The sequence below is a fragment of the Ruegeria sp. CF4 genome (genome assembly GCF_056537345.1).
On sequence record NZ_JBQFRJ010000004.1, the window covers coordinates 78888 to 92788 of the forward strand.

The 13901-nt window shown below is 60.0% G+C and carries 10 protein-coding genes; 7 read left to right on the forward strand and 3 right to left on the reverse strand.

Translation table 11 applies throughout. The features are described 5' to 3' along the window. The first annotated feature begins 3 nt into the window (after window positions 1-3). Window positions 4-2244, forward strand: a complete 2241-nt coding sequence (locus ACR0NF_RS11030; protein WP_480778245.1) for a xanthine dehydrogenase family protein molybdopterin-binding subunit — start codon at window positions 4-6, stop codon at window positions 2242-2244. Between the two features lie 18 nt (window positions 2245-2262). On the opposite strand, the gene ACR0NF_RS11035 is transcribed toward ACR0NF_RS11030, so the two are convergent. The 3 genes from ACR0NF_RS11035 to ACR0NF_RS11045 form a co-directional block, all read right to left on the reverse strand. Then, entirely contained in the window at window positions 2263-3042 is a 780-nt protein-coding gene (locus ACR0NF_RS11035) for a gamma-glutamyl-gamma-aminobutyrate hydrolase family protein (RefSeq protein ID WP_480470344.1), read from the reverse strand. Between the two features lie 132 nt (window positions 3043-3174). Then, window positions 3175-3600 carry a GlcG/HbpS family heme-binding protein gene (locus tag ACR0NF_RS11040; RefSeq protein ID WP_480470345.1) on the reverse strand — a complete coding sequence of 142 codons (426 nt, stop codon included), beginning with the start codon at window positions 3598-3600 and terminating at the stop codon, window positions 3175-3177. A gap of 61 nt (window positions 3601-3661) precedes the next feature. Continuing rightward, window positions 3662-5797: a malate synthase G gene (locus ACR0NF_RS11045; RefSeq protein ID WP_480778246.1), complete on the reverse strand. Its 2136-nt coding sequence runs from the start codon at window positions 5795-5797 to the stop codon at window positions 3662-3664. Between the two features lie 206 nt (window positions 5798-6003). Between ACR0NF_RS11045 and pepN the strand changes: the two genes are divergently transcribed. From pepN to ACR0NF_RS11075, 6 genes are all read left to right on the forward strand, one after another. Beyond that, a complete protein-coding gene (gene pepN / locus ACR0NF_RS11050; RefSeq protein WP_480778247.1) occupies window positions 6004-8556 on the forward strand; it encodes an aminopeptidase N in 2553 nt (850 codons plus the stop codon). Beyond that, window positions 8553-8981 (forward strand): hypothetical protein, encoded by a 429-nt coding sequence (locus ACR0NF_RS11055; RefSeq protein ID WP_480778248.1) that lies wholly within the window; start codon window positions 8553-8555, stop codon window positions 8979-8981. The genes pepN and ACR0NF_RS11055 overlap by 4 nt, the downstream gene beginning before the upstream one ends. Before the next feature lie 193 nt (window positions 8982-9174). Further along, the gene (locus tag ACR0NF_RS11060; RefSeq protein ID WP_480667516.1) at window positions 9175-10368 is read left to right on the forward strand and encodes a hypothetical protein; all 1194 of its coding nucleotides are present in this window, start codon (window positions 9175-9177) and stop codon (window positions 10366-10368) included. Between the two features lie 77 nt (window positions 10369-10445). After that, window positions 10446-11957, forward strand: a complete 1512-nt coding sequence (gatB, locus tag ACR0NF_RS11065; protein WP_480667517.1) for an Asp-tRNA(Asn)/Glu-tRNA(Gln) amidotransferase subunit GatB — start codon at window positions 10446-10448, stop codon at window positions 11955-11957. A gap of 154 nt (window positions 11958-12111) precedes the next feature. Continuing rightward, window positions 12112-13350 carry a peptidase T gene (pepT, locus tag ACR0NF_RS11070; RefSeq protein WP_480778249.1) on the forward strand — a complete coding sequence of 413 codons (1239 nt, stop codon included), beginning with the start codon at window positions 12112-12114 and terminating at the stop codon, window positions 13348-13350. A 111-nt stretch (window positions 13351-13461) separates the two neighbouring features. Then, window positions 13462-13893 (forward strand): DUF4177 domain-containing protein, encoded by a 432-nt coding sequence (locus ACR0NF_RS11075; protein ID WP_480470352.1) that lies wholly within the window; start codon window positions 13462-13464, stop codon window positions 13891-13893. Window positions 13894-13901: the final 8 nt, after the last annotated feature.

Below are 13901 nucleotides of genomic sequence, written 5' to 3' on the forward strand. Positions count from 1 at the left end.
TCCATGGCACGCATCGGAAAAATCCTGCGCCGTACCTTCCTGATCGGATCAGCCGCTATCGTGGGCGGTGTGGCATTCGGCGCCTACTACGTCACCCGCCCTGCTGCGAACCCGCTGAAACCGCGAGACGGAGAAACCGCGCTCAGCCCCTTTGTTCTGATCGACCAGCAGGGCGTCACCCTGTTCGCCCCCCGTGCCGAAATGGGTCAAGGCGTCATGACTACGTGGGCAGCCCTGATTGCCGAAGAACTGGATGTCGAGCTAGACGATATCCGCGTGCTGCACGGCCCGGCGGCAGCGGCCTATTACAACCATGCGCTGGTTGGAGAGGGTCTGCCGAACAAAGGCTATGACATCTCGGACTTTCAGCACAATCTGGGTGAGGCTCTGGGTGTTCTGGGCCGCACGCTCAGTCTGCAGGTCACCGGTGGATCGACCTCGATGAAGGACGGGTTCGAGCGGATGCGGATGGCCGGTGCCACCGCGCGCGAGACATTGAAGCAGGCTGCGGCGGATCAGTTGGGTGTGAACCGCGATCAACTCAAAACTGAGAGCGGCGCGGTGGTTGCCCCGGACGGCACGCGCATTCCCTATACCGAACTGGCCGAGGCCGCAGGCCAGATCGAACCGCCCGAGGTCATCCTGCGCGACCCCACCGAGTGGCGCCTGATCGGCAAGTCCCTGCCCCGGGTTGATATTCCGGACAAGTCCACAGGCACCGCAACCTTCGGCATCGACGCACGGCCCGAGGGACTGAAATTCGCCTCGGTCCGCATGAACCCCAAGCTGGGCGGCGCGATGAATGGCTTTGACGCCAGCGCGGCTGAAGCCATGCCAGGCGTTGAAAAGATCGTTGATCTAGGCACCGGCGTCGCGGTGATCGCCAACAACACATGGCTCGCGATGCAAGCGGTCGAGGCCATCGACGTGGACTGGGGTGAAACCCCTTATCCACCCGAGACCGCCGCAATATTCGATCAGATCGCCAAAGCGTTTGATGAGGCCCCGAACTCGACCATGCGGGACGACGGCGATGTCGATACCGTGCCCGATGGTGCAACCGAAATCACGGCGGATTACACCGTGCCCTATCTGGCTCACGCCACCATGGAGCCGATGAACGCAACCGCGCTTTATACCGGCAGTAAGCTGGACCTGTGGTGCGGCAATCAGGCTCCGACGCTGATCCAGATGCGTGTGGCCAACACGGCCGGTCTGGATACCGAGGCGGTAGAGATCCACACCACCTATCTGGGTGGCGGCTTCGGGCGTCGGGGTGAGCTGGATTTCGGAGAAATCGCCACCAAAGTTGCCATGGCCAAGCCCGGCACTCCGGTCCAGACCACATGGAGCCGCGAAGAGGATATGCGCCACGACTATTACCGCCCCGGCGCGATGGCTCGGATTCGTGGAGCGGTCAAGGATGGCAAGGCCGTTTTGATCGACGGCAAGGTCGCCTCGCAATCTCCGACGCAACAGGCGGTCGAACGCTACACCGGTTTCCCCGGCGGCGGGCCTGACAAGGTTCTGGTCGAAGGATTTTTCAATCAGCCCTACGCCGTGCCAAACTATCGCATGGCCGGACATATTGCCGATCTCGCTGTCCCCGTGGGTTTCTGGCGCTCGGTCGGCAACAGCCACAATGGTTTCTTCCATGAAACCTTCATGGATGAGATGGCCCACGCCGCAGGCCGCGATCCGCTGGAGTTCCGGCTGGAGCTGGCCAGAAACGAACACGCACCCTCAGCCGGGTGTCTGGAAGCGGTCAAAGAGATGTCTGGCTGGACCGGCAAGACCCCCGAAGGTGTGGGGCGTGGCGTGGCGCTGACCTACAGCTTCGGCACGCCGGTTGCACAGGTGATCGAGGTGGTGGACGAAGACGGCACCATCCGCATCTCCAAGGCGTGGATCGCCTGCGATGTCGGTCTGGCGCTGGATCCGGCGACAGTCGAGGCGCAGATGATCGGCGGTATGATCTATGGGCTTTCGGCCGCGGCGTACGGCGAGATCACCTTCTCTGACTGTGAAGTCGAGCAATTCAACTTCCCCGACTACGATGCCCTGCGGATGCACACGACCCCGGTGACCGAGGTTCGCGTGCTGGAGACCAACAAGCATTTGGGCGGGGTGGGTGAACCCGGAACGCCTCCATCCATGCCCGCTTTGGGAAATGCACTGTTTGATCTGACCGGAGAGCGGGCCCGCAGCCTGCCGCTGAACAAGCAGTTCGACCTGCTGGTCTGACCCCCTCGCCAGCCCCCGTCAGGCAGAGCGCTGCAATCGCGTGGCGTCTTTGCCTGCGGCCCAGCCGTGAACAGCGCGGCCGAATTCTTCGAACAAGGGGCGCGAAACCGGATCATTGGCCGCGTCCCATTCGGGATGCCATTGGACCGACAGGGTAAATCCGGGCGCATCCTTCACATAGATTGCTTCGGGCGTGCCATCGGGGGCGTGGCCGTCGATCACCACGTTCTCGCCCAGCGTCTTGATCCCCTGCCCGTGCAGCGTGTTGGTCATTACCTCAGCGGCCCCCAGCAACTGGTGGAACACGCCCCCTTCGGTCAGCGTCACCACATGGCGCAGGGCAAATTTCTCTTCCAGAGTGCCATCGGGCGGCATCCGGTGGTTCAAACGCCCCGGCAGATCGCGGATCTCAGGATACAGAGTGCCGCCCATGGCAACGTTCACCTCCTGAAACCCTCGACAGATACCGAAAAACGGCTGGCCGCGCTCGGCACAGGCTCGTACCAGAGGAAGCGTGATCGCATCGCGCGCGCGATCAAACTCGCCATGCGCCTCAGTTGCGGGCTCGCCATATTCCTCGGGGTGAACATTCGGACGGCCGCCTGTCAGCAGAAAGCCGTCGCAAACCTCAAGCAGTTCCTCGACCGAGACATAACGCGGGTCCGCCGGGATGAGCAGCGGAAGGCAGTCCGACACGTTGGACACGGCATCCGAATTCATCGTCCCACCGGCATGCGTCGGATACTGATCGTTCATCAGATAAGAGTTGCCGATTATTCCGACGACAGGGCGCGCCATGCGTTTTCCTTTGTTTCAGTGGTATTCGGAAAAACCTATCGGCAGGTTTGGCCCCGCGCAACGGCACAGGACCTGCATGTCAGCGCAAGCGCGTGTTCAACGACGCACAATCGGGGCATACCCGGCCCCAGATCAAATCTCGCCAGTCAAACCCGCCGCCTCGATGCCAGCCAGCGCCGCCTGCGCATCGTTGTCCGAGGTGTCGCCTGTCACCCCAACCGCGCCGATCACCACGCCCTTGCGGTCGCGCAGCAGGACGCCACCGGGTACCGGGATGACTTGCCCGCCATAGACGCCATTCACCGCAGCCATGAAATAGGCCTGTCCCTCAGCCCGCGCCATCTGCGCAGTGCCCGCCATGCCCAACATCACCGCGCCGTAAGCCTTACCATGAGCGATGGCAAAACGACCGGGTGCTGCGCTGTCTTCACGCTCGAACGCAATGACATGACCGCCCGCGTCCAGAACCACGACCGAGAGAGGCTTCAACTCCATCTCGCGCCCTTTTTCCAGGGTGCGTCGAATGATTGTCCGGGCTTTGCGCAACGTTACCAGCATGAAGGTGTCCTTTGTTAAGAATTTGCGGCAGAGCCGGACGGCTCCGCCGCTGCGAGATGTCTTAGCCGTGGCTGGCCTTCAGTTCCAGCCGACGTGCATGCAATACCGGTTCCGTATAGCCCGAAGGCTGCACCCGCCCGCGGAACACCAGATCGCAGGCCGCCTGAAAGGCGATCCCATCAAAACCGGGTGCCATCGGTTGGTAAGCCGGGTCGCCCTCATTCTGTCGATCGACAACAGCGGCCATTTTCTGCATCGCCGCCATCACCTGTTCCTGACTAATCAGATCGTGATGCAGCCAGTTGGCCAGCGCCTGAGACGAAATCCGGCAGGTCGCACGATCCTCCATCAGGCCGATATCGTTGATATCCGGCACTTTCGAACAACCAACGCCCTGATCAACCCAGCGCACCACATAGCCGAGAATACCCTGCGCGTTGTTCTCGATCTCACGGGTGATCTCATTGGCGCTGAGGTTACGCCCGCCCAGCAACGGCACGGTCAGCAGATCATCCAGCGTACCCCGGGCACCGTCAGCGGCCAACTCGTCCTGACGCGCCAATACATCGATCTTGTGGTAATGCGTTGCGTGCAGGGTTGCGGCGGTGGGCGACGGCACCCAAGCACAGGTCGCGCCCGCCTGAGGGTGGCCGATCTTGGCCGCCAGCATATCCTCCATCCGATCGGGCATTGCCCACATGCCTTTACCGATCTGCGCCTTACCCTTCAGGCCACAAGCCAATCCGATATCAACGTTCCGATCCTCGTAAGACGCAATCCACGGCGTATCCTTGATGTCGCCCTTGGGCAGCATAGGGCCAGCCTCCATCGAGGTATGGATCTCGTCCCCGGTGCGATCCAGGAACCCAGTGTTGATAAAGGCCACACGCGATTTCGCCGCGCGGATACATTCCTTGAGGTTGGCCGAGGTGCGACGTTCCTCATCCATGATGCCCAATTTCACGGTGTTGCGTGGCAGGCCCAATATGTCCTCGACCATGTCGAAAATCTCGACCGAGAACGCGACCTCTTCGGGGCCGTGCATCTTGGGTTTGACGACATAGACCGATCCTTCGACCGAGTTTCCGCCCTCGCGCTGCAGGTCATGCATGGCGATCAGAGTGGTGCATAGCGCATCCATCAGCCCCTCACCAATCTCACGACCTTCAGCGTCCAGAACGGCTGGGTTCGTCATAAGGTGACCCACATTGCGCACCAGCATGAGCGAACGCCCTTTGAGCGTGGCCGAAGCTCCATCCGGCGCTGTGAAAGCCATGTCCTTTGCAAGCTTGCGGGTAAATATTGTGCCACCCTTTGCGACTTCTTCGGTCAGATCACCGGTCATCAGGCCCAGCCAATTCCCATAGGCCAACACTTTGTCGGAGGCGTCGACACAGGCAACGGAGTCCTCACAATCCATGATGGTGGAGAGCGCGGATTCCAGACGTACATCTGCAATGCCCGCGGGATCGGTTGCACCGATTGCGCTATGTGCATCAACCCTGATCTGGATGTGCAACCCGTTGTTGCGAAGCAGCACGAATTCCGGCTTGTCAGCCGCACCACCGTAGCCTGCGAACTGAGACGCATCGGCCAGGGTCGGCATCAATGCCCCGTCCTGAACGCTCAACCCGGACACATCCGCCCAGGACCCGAAAGCCAGCGGCACGGCCTGATCCAGAAACGCCTTGGACCACGCGACGACCCGGGCACCGCGTCCAGCGTCATAGGCTTTACCCGTCGGCAAATCGCCCAACGCATCCGTTCCGTAAAGCGCATCATAAAGACTGCCCCAACGGGCATTCGCCGCATTCAGCGCAAAGCGTGCATTGGTGATCGGCACGACCAGCTGTGGACCCGGGGTCAGGGCGATTTCAGGGTCGACATTGGCGGTCTCGATCTCGAAATCGCCGCCCTCATCTACCAGATAGCCAATCTCACGCAGAAAAGATTGATACTCGACAGCATCGATAGGCAAACCTCGCCGCGCGGCGTGCCAGCCATCAATCCGGCCCTGAATATCGGCGCGTTTCTCAAGCAGTGTGCGGTTCTTCGGCCCTAATTCATTAACCAAACGCGCAAGCCCCGACCAGAATTGCTCAGCCGATACCTGTGTTCCCGGTAGCGCCTTCTGTTCGATGAAGTCCACGAAAACCGGGTCGAGTTGCAGCCCGTTTCGGGTCTCTCTACTGCTCATGTTCCGAATCCCCTCAGATTGTGTGCCGTTGTATGCGCTCTTCAATTAGGGCGTTCGTTTCCGATAGGCAACTTTTGCATCGCCATTACCGGCTTTGGGTCCCGCCATAGGCTGGTTCAAGCCAGCAAAGAAAGCGGCCTGTCGGTTGCAGCCGCGCGGTGAAGACCATAACGTCGCGCCAGAATTCTAGCCGATGAGGTCTCCAGATGCGCGACGCCGCCCCCACCACGATCTACCTAAAAGACTACACGCCGTTCGGTTATCTGGTGGAGAGCGTGCATCTAACCTTCGATCTCGCCCAACATGCGACGCGCGTTACCTCTCGCATCGCATTCAGCCCGAATCCGGATGCCAAAGACCGGACCTTTTTCCTGCACGGGGAAGACCTGAAACTGATCCGCGCCGCGATTGATGGTGTCGAGATCTCGCCTGATGTGACCTCCGAAGGTCTGACCGCGACGGTTCCGGATACACCTTTCGTCTGGGAAGCCGAGATCGAGATCGATCCCGGCAACAACACCGCGCTCGAAGGGCTATATATGTCCAATGGCATGTATTGCACCCAGTGTGAGGCCGAAGGCTTTCGAAAAATCACCTACTACCCCGATCGCCCCGATGTGATGTCCACTTTTACCGTGCGCATCAACGGAGACCTTCCCGTGCTGCTGTCGAACGGCAACCCTACGGGCACAGGCGAGGGTTGGGCCGAATGGGTCGATCCATGGCCCAAACCCGCCTATCTGTTTGCGCTGGTCGCAGGAGAGTTGATCGCCCATCCAGGTCAGTTCACCACTAAGTCGGGTCGCGAGGTCGAATTGAACCTCTGGGTCCGCCCCGGCGATGAAGGCAAATGTGCGTTCGGCATGGAGGCCCTGAAAAAGTCGATGAAATGGGACGAAGACGTCTATGGCCGCGAATACGATCTGGACGTGTTCAACATCGTCGCCGTGGACGATTTCAACATGGGCGCGATGGAGAATAAGGGGTTGAACATCTTCAACTCCTCCGCCGTTCTGGCCAGCCCCGAAACTTCGACCGATATGAATTTCGAACGGATCGAGGCGATCATCGCGCATGAGTATTTCCACAACTGGACCGGCAACCGGATCACCTGCCGCGACTGGTTTCAGCTGTGCCTGAAAGAGGGCCTGACCGTGTTCCGCGACGCGCAGTTCACGTCCGACATGCGCTCGGGCCCCGTTAAGCGCATCCATGACGCCATCGACCTGCGCGCGCGGCAGTTCCCCGAAGATAACGGGCCGCTGTCGCACCCGGTCCGGCCAGAAAGTTTTCAGGAAATCAACAACTTCTACACTTCGACCGTCTATGAGAAAGGCGCCGAGGTGATCGGGATGCTGAAACGTCTGGTCGGGGATGAGGCCTATGCACAGGCGCTAGACCTCTATTTCGAGCGCCATGATGGTCAGGCCTGCACCATTGAGGACTGGCTGAAAGTGTTCGAAGACACCACAGGCCGTGATCTGAGCCAATTCAAACGCTGGTACAGCCAATCGGGTACTCCGCGCGTCTCGGTCGCTGAGGACTGGGCCGAGGGCACCTATACCCTGACGCTCAGCCAGCGGACCGAGCCGACGCCGGGTCAGGCGGACAAGCAGCCTCAGATCATACCCGTTGCCGTGGGCCTACTGGGCCCGAACGGAGATGAAGTGCACGCGACCGAGTTGCTGGAGCTGACCGAAGCCGAGCAAAGCTTTACCTTCACTGGTCTCGCCGCCAAACCCGTGCCTTCGATCCTGCGCGATTTTTCGGCCCCTGTGATCCTCGAACATGATCATTCGAATGCCGAGCGTGCGTTCCTGCTGGCCCATGACACCGATCCGTTCAACCGCTGGCAGGCAGGCCGGTCGCTGGCCGAAGACACTCTGCTGCGCATGATCACCGATGAGGCAACACCGGATGCCGACTATCTCGACGGTCTACTAGCGGTACTGCGTGATGAAGCACTGGACCCGGCTTATCGGGCGCTGATGCTGGGCCTGCCAACGCAATCGGAACTGGCCGCAGCGTTGCACGACAAGGACATCACCCCTGATCCGACGGCGATCTGGAGCGCGGTTGAGACATTGCGCCAGGCCACAGCCCAACACGTTCAGGACCTTTTACCCCGGCTGCACAGTGAAACACTGGTGGATGAGCCCTACCAACCAGACGCCGAGCAATCCGGAAAGCGTGCGCTGGGTGGTGCGGCGCTGGCACTGACTTCACGGCTGGATGGAGGCATCAAGGCGACTGAGGAATACGCGCGCGCCGACAACATGACCCTCCAGCTGACCGCGCTGTCCTGCCTGCTACGCGCCAGCAAAGGTGAAGCCGAGTTGGCGGCCTTTTATGAACAATGGCAGCATGACCGGCTGGTCATGGATAAATGGTTCGCCCTGCAGGTCTCGATGACCGAGCCAAACAAAACCGTTGAGACGGCACGCAAGTTGACAGAACATGCTGATTTCAATTGGAAAAACCCCAACCGCTTCCGCGCGTTGATGGGATCGCTGGCCAGCAGCCATGCGGGCTTCCACCAGCAAGACGGAGCGGGATATGAACTGCTCGCGGATTGGCTGATCCGGCTTGATCCGGTGAACCCGCAGACCACCGCCCGGATGTGCAGCGCCTTCCAGACCTGGAAACGCTACGATACGGACCGTCAGGCCCTGATGCGTGCGCAGCTGAGCCGCATTTCTGAGACGCCGGACCTGTCGCGGGACACGACCGAAATGGTCTCACGCATCCTCGGCGCATGACCGCATTTACGTTCACTCGCCAGAACCGCAACCAACGCACGGTTCTGATCCTGATCGGCATCTATGCAGTGCTGATTGGCCTGATGATCCTGCTGGACGCGGTCTGGTGGCTGGTGGCGTTGCTGGCCCTGACCACCCTACCCGCGCTGTGGGATGTCATCAAAGATACCAGCGCAGGAATGGAGATGATCGGTGATACCCTGCGCTGGCACACAGGCCAGAGGCAGGGTGAACTCCTGCTATCCGAGGTCGACCATTTCCGGTTCGACACCCGTTGGGATTTCTCGGTGCGCGTGTCAGCAATGCTGAAATCTGACAAACGTCTGCGCCTGCCGGATGAATCATTGCCCCCGCACAAACAGTTCGAAGACGTCCTGCAACGTGCTGGTTTTAAGGTTGAACGTCATCATTTTAGAGTATTTTGAAACGATACCGCCGCCTCGACCGGGATTGATTACCGAATCTCCATATCACCGCTTTGTTTCCTTGATTTGCGCTTAATTTTTGGCAAAACTGAGAGTGTTAAATGTTTGTTCCAGTTCGAGTTTCGCCATGTTTTGGTCTGTCAGGGCAGTTTTCGCCCGTATATTAGGTTCTTCTACCCCCACCCCAACGCCTTTGCCTGCGTCAGTCGCCGATGCCACCGCATGGCTTGTCGCCTCGGGGCAACTGAATATTCCCATCGCAGAACCGAATGCCAATGATGTGATCGCGCATCAGGTGATCGAGCGTGGCCGCTATCTTGCGCGACAGGATATGTGGGCCGAGTTGTCGCAAGAGATGCGCGAAGCGGATGCCGAGCGCAAAGCCACACCCTGCGGACAGCCGATCACGGATCTGCTGGCATTTGGTGCGCGCTCGGATGTGGTGTTGGCAGCCGAGCACGCCTTGTCTGACGGCAAAGCACTGTCGGATTATGATCTGTTGGGCGGAATCTCTGAGCTGGAAGGTGAAATTCAGAACTACCCCGATGATCCAATGATTCCACTGGTCGTGGCGCTGGCTCATATCGATCTGGCCTGGGCATGGCGCGGGACGGCGCATCCCGAGGCCCTGCCGGCGCTGCACCAATCGCGCTGCGCGGCGCATTTCGACCGCGCCGCCGCCCTGCTGCCGCAATGCCGCGAGGCTCTGCCCGATAGCCCGGCAATCGCTGCTGCGGACTGCGCCTTGCTGGCCGGACACATTGACCCCCGCACCCGCGTGGCTGACAAGTATGAAGCGCTGATCACACTGGACCCGCAGAACCACCGCCATATGCGCGCGATGGGTAATCATCTGCTGCCACGCTGGTTCGGCAGCTATGCGCAGCTTGAGGTTCAGGCCTTGCGCAATGCCGCGCGCACTCAGAAAATTTGGGGCGCAGGCGGCTATACCTGGGCTCAGTTCGATGCAATCGCGCTGGATGACGAGGCCTGCGCGCGTGTCGATGTCGAGTATTTCCTCGAAGGTCTGCGCGATATTGTTGCGCGCCGTCCGGATCAGGAGACGATCAACCTGCTGGCCGCTTATTGCTCAATCACGTTGCAGAAAGGCATGGGCCAGAACCCGCAGGCCGATATCGCCCGCAAACAGATCTGCGAGGCCGCGAACTGGCTGATCCGCGATCACCTGACCGAGCTGCATCCGCTGATCTGGGCCCATGCGGCGAACGGGTTCAATAACAGCCTGTGTGTTAACTCGGCTGAGCGGTTTGCCGCCCGTGGCCGCCGCGACGCGCTGAAAGCCATCGCCAATCTGCTGCGGGACGAGTTGCGCAACGGGCAGAGCGTCACCTTCACACCAACAGGTCTGCAATTCTCAGAGAGCTAAAGCGCCATTGCCCCTTGCCCCTTTGGCGCGCCGGGCCTAATACGCAGGCTTAGACTTCTGCGGAAATGAGGCGCGCCATGCTCGACCTGACATACGAAATGCCCAAACCCAAAACCATTGCCGGGGCCAAGCACGATTGGGAACTGGTGATCGGGATGGAGGTGCACGCTCAGGTCTCATCCAATGCCAAGCTGTTCTCGGGTGCGTCGACCCAATTCGGGGCCGAGCCGAACGCGAACGTGGCTTTCGTGGATGCGGCGATGCCCGGCATGCTGCCGGTGATCAACGAATACTGCGTTGAGCAAGCCGTGCGCACCGGGCTGGGTTTGAAGGCGGATATCAACCTGAAATCGGCCTTTGACCGCAAGAACTATTTCTACCCTGACCTGCCGCAAGGCTACCAGATTTCCCAGCTTTATCAGCCTATTGTGGGCGAAGGCGAGGTTCTGGTCGAGATGGGCGACGGCACCGCACGCATGGTTCGGATCGAGCGTATCCACATGGAACAGGACGCGGGCAAATCCATCCACGACATGGACCCGCATATGTCCTTTGTCGACCTGAACCGGACCGGTGTCTGCCTGATGGAGATCGTTTCGCGCCCTGATATTCGCGGGCCTGAAGAGGCCGCTGCATACATTGCCAAGCTGCGCCAGATCATGCGGTATCTGGGCACCTGCGACGGCAACATGCAGAACGGCAACCTGCGGGCGGACGTGAACGTCTCGATCTGTTTGCCGGGTGCCTATGAGAAGTATCAGGAAACACAGGACTTTTCGCATCTGGGCACCCGCTGCGAGATCAAGAACATGAACTCGATGCGCTTTATCCAGCAAGCGATTGAGGTCGAGGCCCGTCGTCAGATCGCCATCGTTGAAGGTGGCGGCACCGTCGATCAGGAAACCCGTCTGTATGATCCGGACAAGGGCGAGACACGCTCGATGCGGTCGAAAGAAGAAGCGCATGACTATCGCTACTTCCCTGACCCCGATCTGCTGCCGCTGGAGATCGAGCAGGCATGGGTCGATGACATCGCCGCCAAGCTGCCGGAACTACCTGACGACAAAAAGGCACGCTTTATCAGTGAGTTCGGGCTGACTGACTATGACGCCTCAGTGCTGACCGCGGAGGTGGAATCGGCTGGGTATTTCGAAGAAGTCGCCAAGGGTCGCAGCGGCAAGCTGGCCGCGAACTGGGTGATCAATGAGCTGTTTGGCCGCCTGAAAAAAGAAGACCACGACATCACCGAGTCTCCGGTGTCTCCCGCTCAGTTGGCGGGTATCATTGATCTGATTTCGTCGGATGCAATCTCGGGCAAGATCGCCAAGGACCTGTTCGAGATTGTCTATACCGAAGGCGGTGACCCGGCGCAGATCGTTGAAGAGCGCGGCATGAAACAAGTGACCGATACCGGCGCCATCGAGGCCGCGTTGGACGAGATCATCGCCGCCAATCCGGCGCAGGTCGAGAAGGCCAAGGTGAACCCGAAACTGGCGGGTTGGTTCGTCGGTCAGGTGATGAAGGCGACCGGCGGCAAGGCCAATCCGAAGGCCGTTAACGAATTGGTCAGCAAGAAGCTGGGTTCGTAAATCTTCCGAGTTGTACAAACCCCAGACAGGGGTTTGTTCGACTTGTACATAACGAAAAGTAAATTTCTGGCACCTGAAAAAGGGTCAAGCCATCGGCTTGACTCCTCGCCCGAATGCGCATTCTCATCTCGCCAAGTCAGAGAGGTGAGCAGTCATGAAAAATCGTTTCGATCAGGAACTGGAAACCCGGCTGGTGCGCTATGCCGCCATCGACAGTCAGAGCGATGAGACCTCGCCCTCGACCCCCAGCACCGAAATCCAGTTCGACATGCTGAACCTGCTGCAGCAGGAGTTGACCGAAATCGGTGCGCAGGACGTGCAGATGACTGGCGACAGCGTGGTCATGGCGACGATTCCCGGCACGGCTGAGGGGCCGACCATCGGGTTTCTGGCACATGTGGACACCGCACCTCAGTTCAACGCGATCGGTGTCAAGCCGCGGGTGATCAAGGGGTATAATGGCGGTGAAATCACCTTTCCCGATGATCCTGATCTGGTGTTGTCGCCGGAAGAGCACCCCTATCTGGCCGAGAAGATCGGGCATGATCTGATCACCGCGTCGGGTACCACACTGCTGGGAGCGGATGACAAGGCGGGCGTCTCGATCCTGATGACGCTGGCGCGGCATCTGTTGGAGAACAAGGACGTCCCCCACGGCCCGATTCGCATCGCCTTTACCCCGGATGAAGAGATCGGGCGCGGCGTTACCGAACAACTGCCTAAGGATATGAACGCCGATTTCGCCTATACGCTGGATGGGCAGGAACTGGGTGAGATCGAATACGAAAGCTTCTCGGCCGACCGCGCGGTGATCAAGATCACCGGCGTGTCGATCCATCCGGGTCTGGCCAAAGACAAGATGGTGAATGCGGCGCATCTGGCGGCGAAGATCGTGCAGACCCTGCCGCAGGCGACGATGACGCCCGAAGTCACTGACGGACGTCAGGGCTTCATCCATGTCACCGACATGAATGGCGGCTCGTCCGAGATGGAGATCAAGCTGATCCTGCGCGATTTCGAGATGGACGCGCTGGAGGCGCAGGGCGATCTGGTGCGACAGGTCTGCGCTGCCGTGCAGGCGACCGAGCCGCGCGCGACCATCACCTGCGATATCTCTCACCAGTACCGCAACATGCGTTATTGGCTGGAAAAGGACATGACTCCGGTCGATCTGGCGCGTGAGGCATGTCGGGAACAGGGGATCGAGCCGGTTTCCGTGCCGATCCGGGGTGGCACCGATGGCTCTCGGTTAACCGAATTCGGGACGCCCTGCCCCAATATCTTCACCGGAATGCAATGCATTCACGGCCCGCTGGAGTGGATCTCGGTTCAGGATATGGCGGTCGCGACCGAACTGTGTCTGTCGCTGGTCGGCAAGGCAGCGCGAGGCTAAAGCCACAGTGCGGGCCGAAATTCGCCCACAAATTTCACCTGGGCGTGATCTTGGCTTTCACCCGTCTGTCAAAATGTTAACTTGCCCCGACACGGCAATCAGGACCAGTTGATGCAGCGCTACGAATACAAAGTTGTCCCCGCTCCGCAAAAGGGCACCAAGGCGAAAGGCGTGAAGACGCCCGAAGGCCGGTTTGCCACCTCGATCGAGCAATTGCTGAACCAGTTGGGACAGGATGGCTGGGAGTATCAGCGCGCCGAGTTGCTGCCTAGCGAAGAACGCTCGGGGCTGACCGGATCGACCACCAACTGGCGCAATGTGCTGGTGTTTCGTCGGGCGGTTGCCGTTGAAAACGCGGCGCAGCCTGAGCCTGAGGACAGCACCGTCACGCCGCGTGCGGTTCCCGGCCCTGATGAGGTTCTGACCACGCCACCTGCCGCCCCGGCCCCAATCCCGGAAGAGCCGCAGGACCCGCCGCTGACGCTGAAAGCGTCGGAAGAGATCGAGCCCGTCGCGGAGGACGAGGTTAAAGACAAGGCCTGACGCGGGGC

Bases quoted from the DNA above. Each gene is read 5' to 3' on its own strand.
- ACR0NF_RS11030 (WP_480778245.1), top strand. From the start codon at position 4: ATGGCACGCATCGGAAAAATCCTGCGCCGTACCTTCCTGATCGGATCA.
- ACR0NF_RS11035 (WP_480470344.1), bottom strand. From the start codon at position 3,042: ATGGCGCGCCCTGTCGTCGGAATAATCGGCAACTCTTATCTGATGAAC.
- ACR0NF_RS11040 (WP_480470345.1), bottom strand. From the start codon at position 3,600: ATGCTGGTAACGTTGCGCAAAGCCCGGACAATCATTCGACGCACCCTG.
- ACR0NF_RS11045 (WP_480778246.1), bottom strand. From the start codon at position 5,797: ATGAGCAGTAGAGAGACCCGAAACGGGCTGCAACTCGACCCGGTTTTC.
- pepN (WP_480778247.1), top strand. From the start codon at position 6,004: ATGCGCGACGCCGCCCCCACCACGATCTACCTAAAAGACTACACGCCG.
- ACR0NF_RS11055 (WP_480778248.1), top strand. From the start codon at position 8,553: ATGACCGCATTTACGTTCACTCGCCAGAACCGCAACCAACGCACGGTT.
- gatB (WP_480667517.1), top strand. From the start codon at position 10,446: ATGCTCGACCTGACATACGAAATGCCCAAACCCAAAACCATTGCCGGG.
- pepT (WP_480778249.1), top strand. From the start codon at position 12,112: ATGAAAAATCGTTTCGATCAGGAACTGGAAACCCGGCTGGTGCGCTAT.
- ACR0NF_RS11075 (WP_480470352.1), top strand. From the start codon at position 13,462: ATGCAGCGCTACGAATACAAAGTTGTCCCCGCTCCGCAAAAGGGCACC.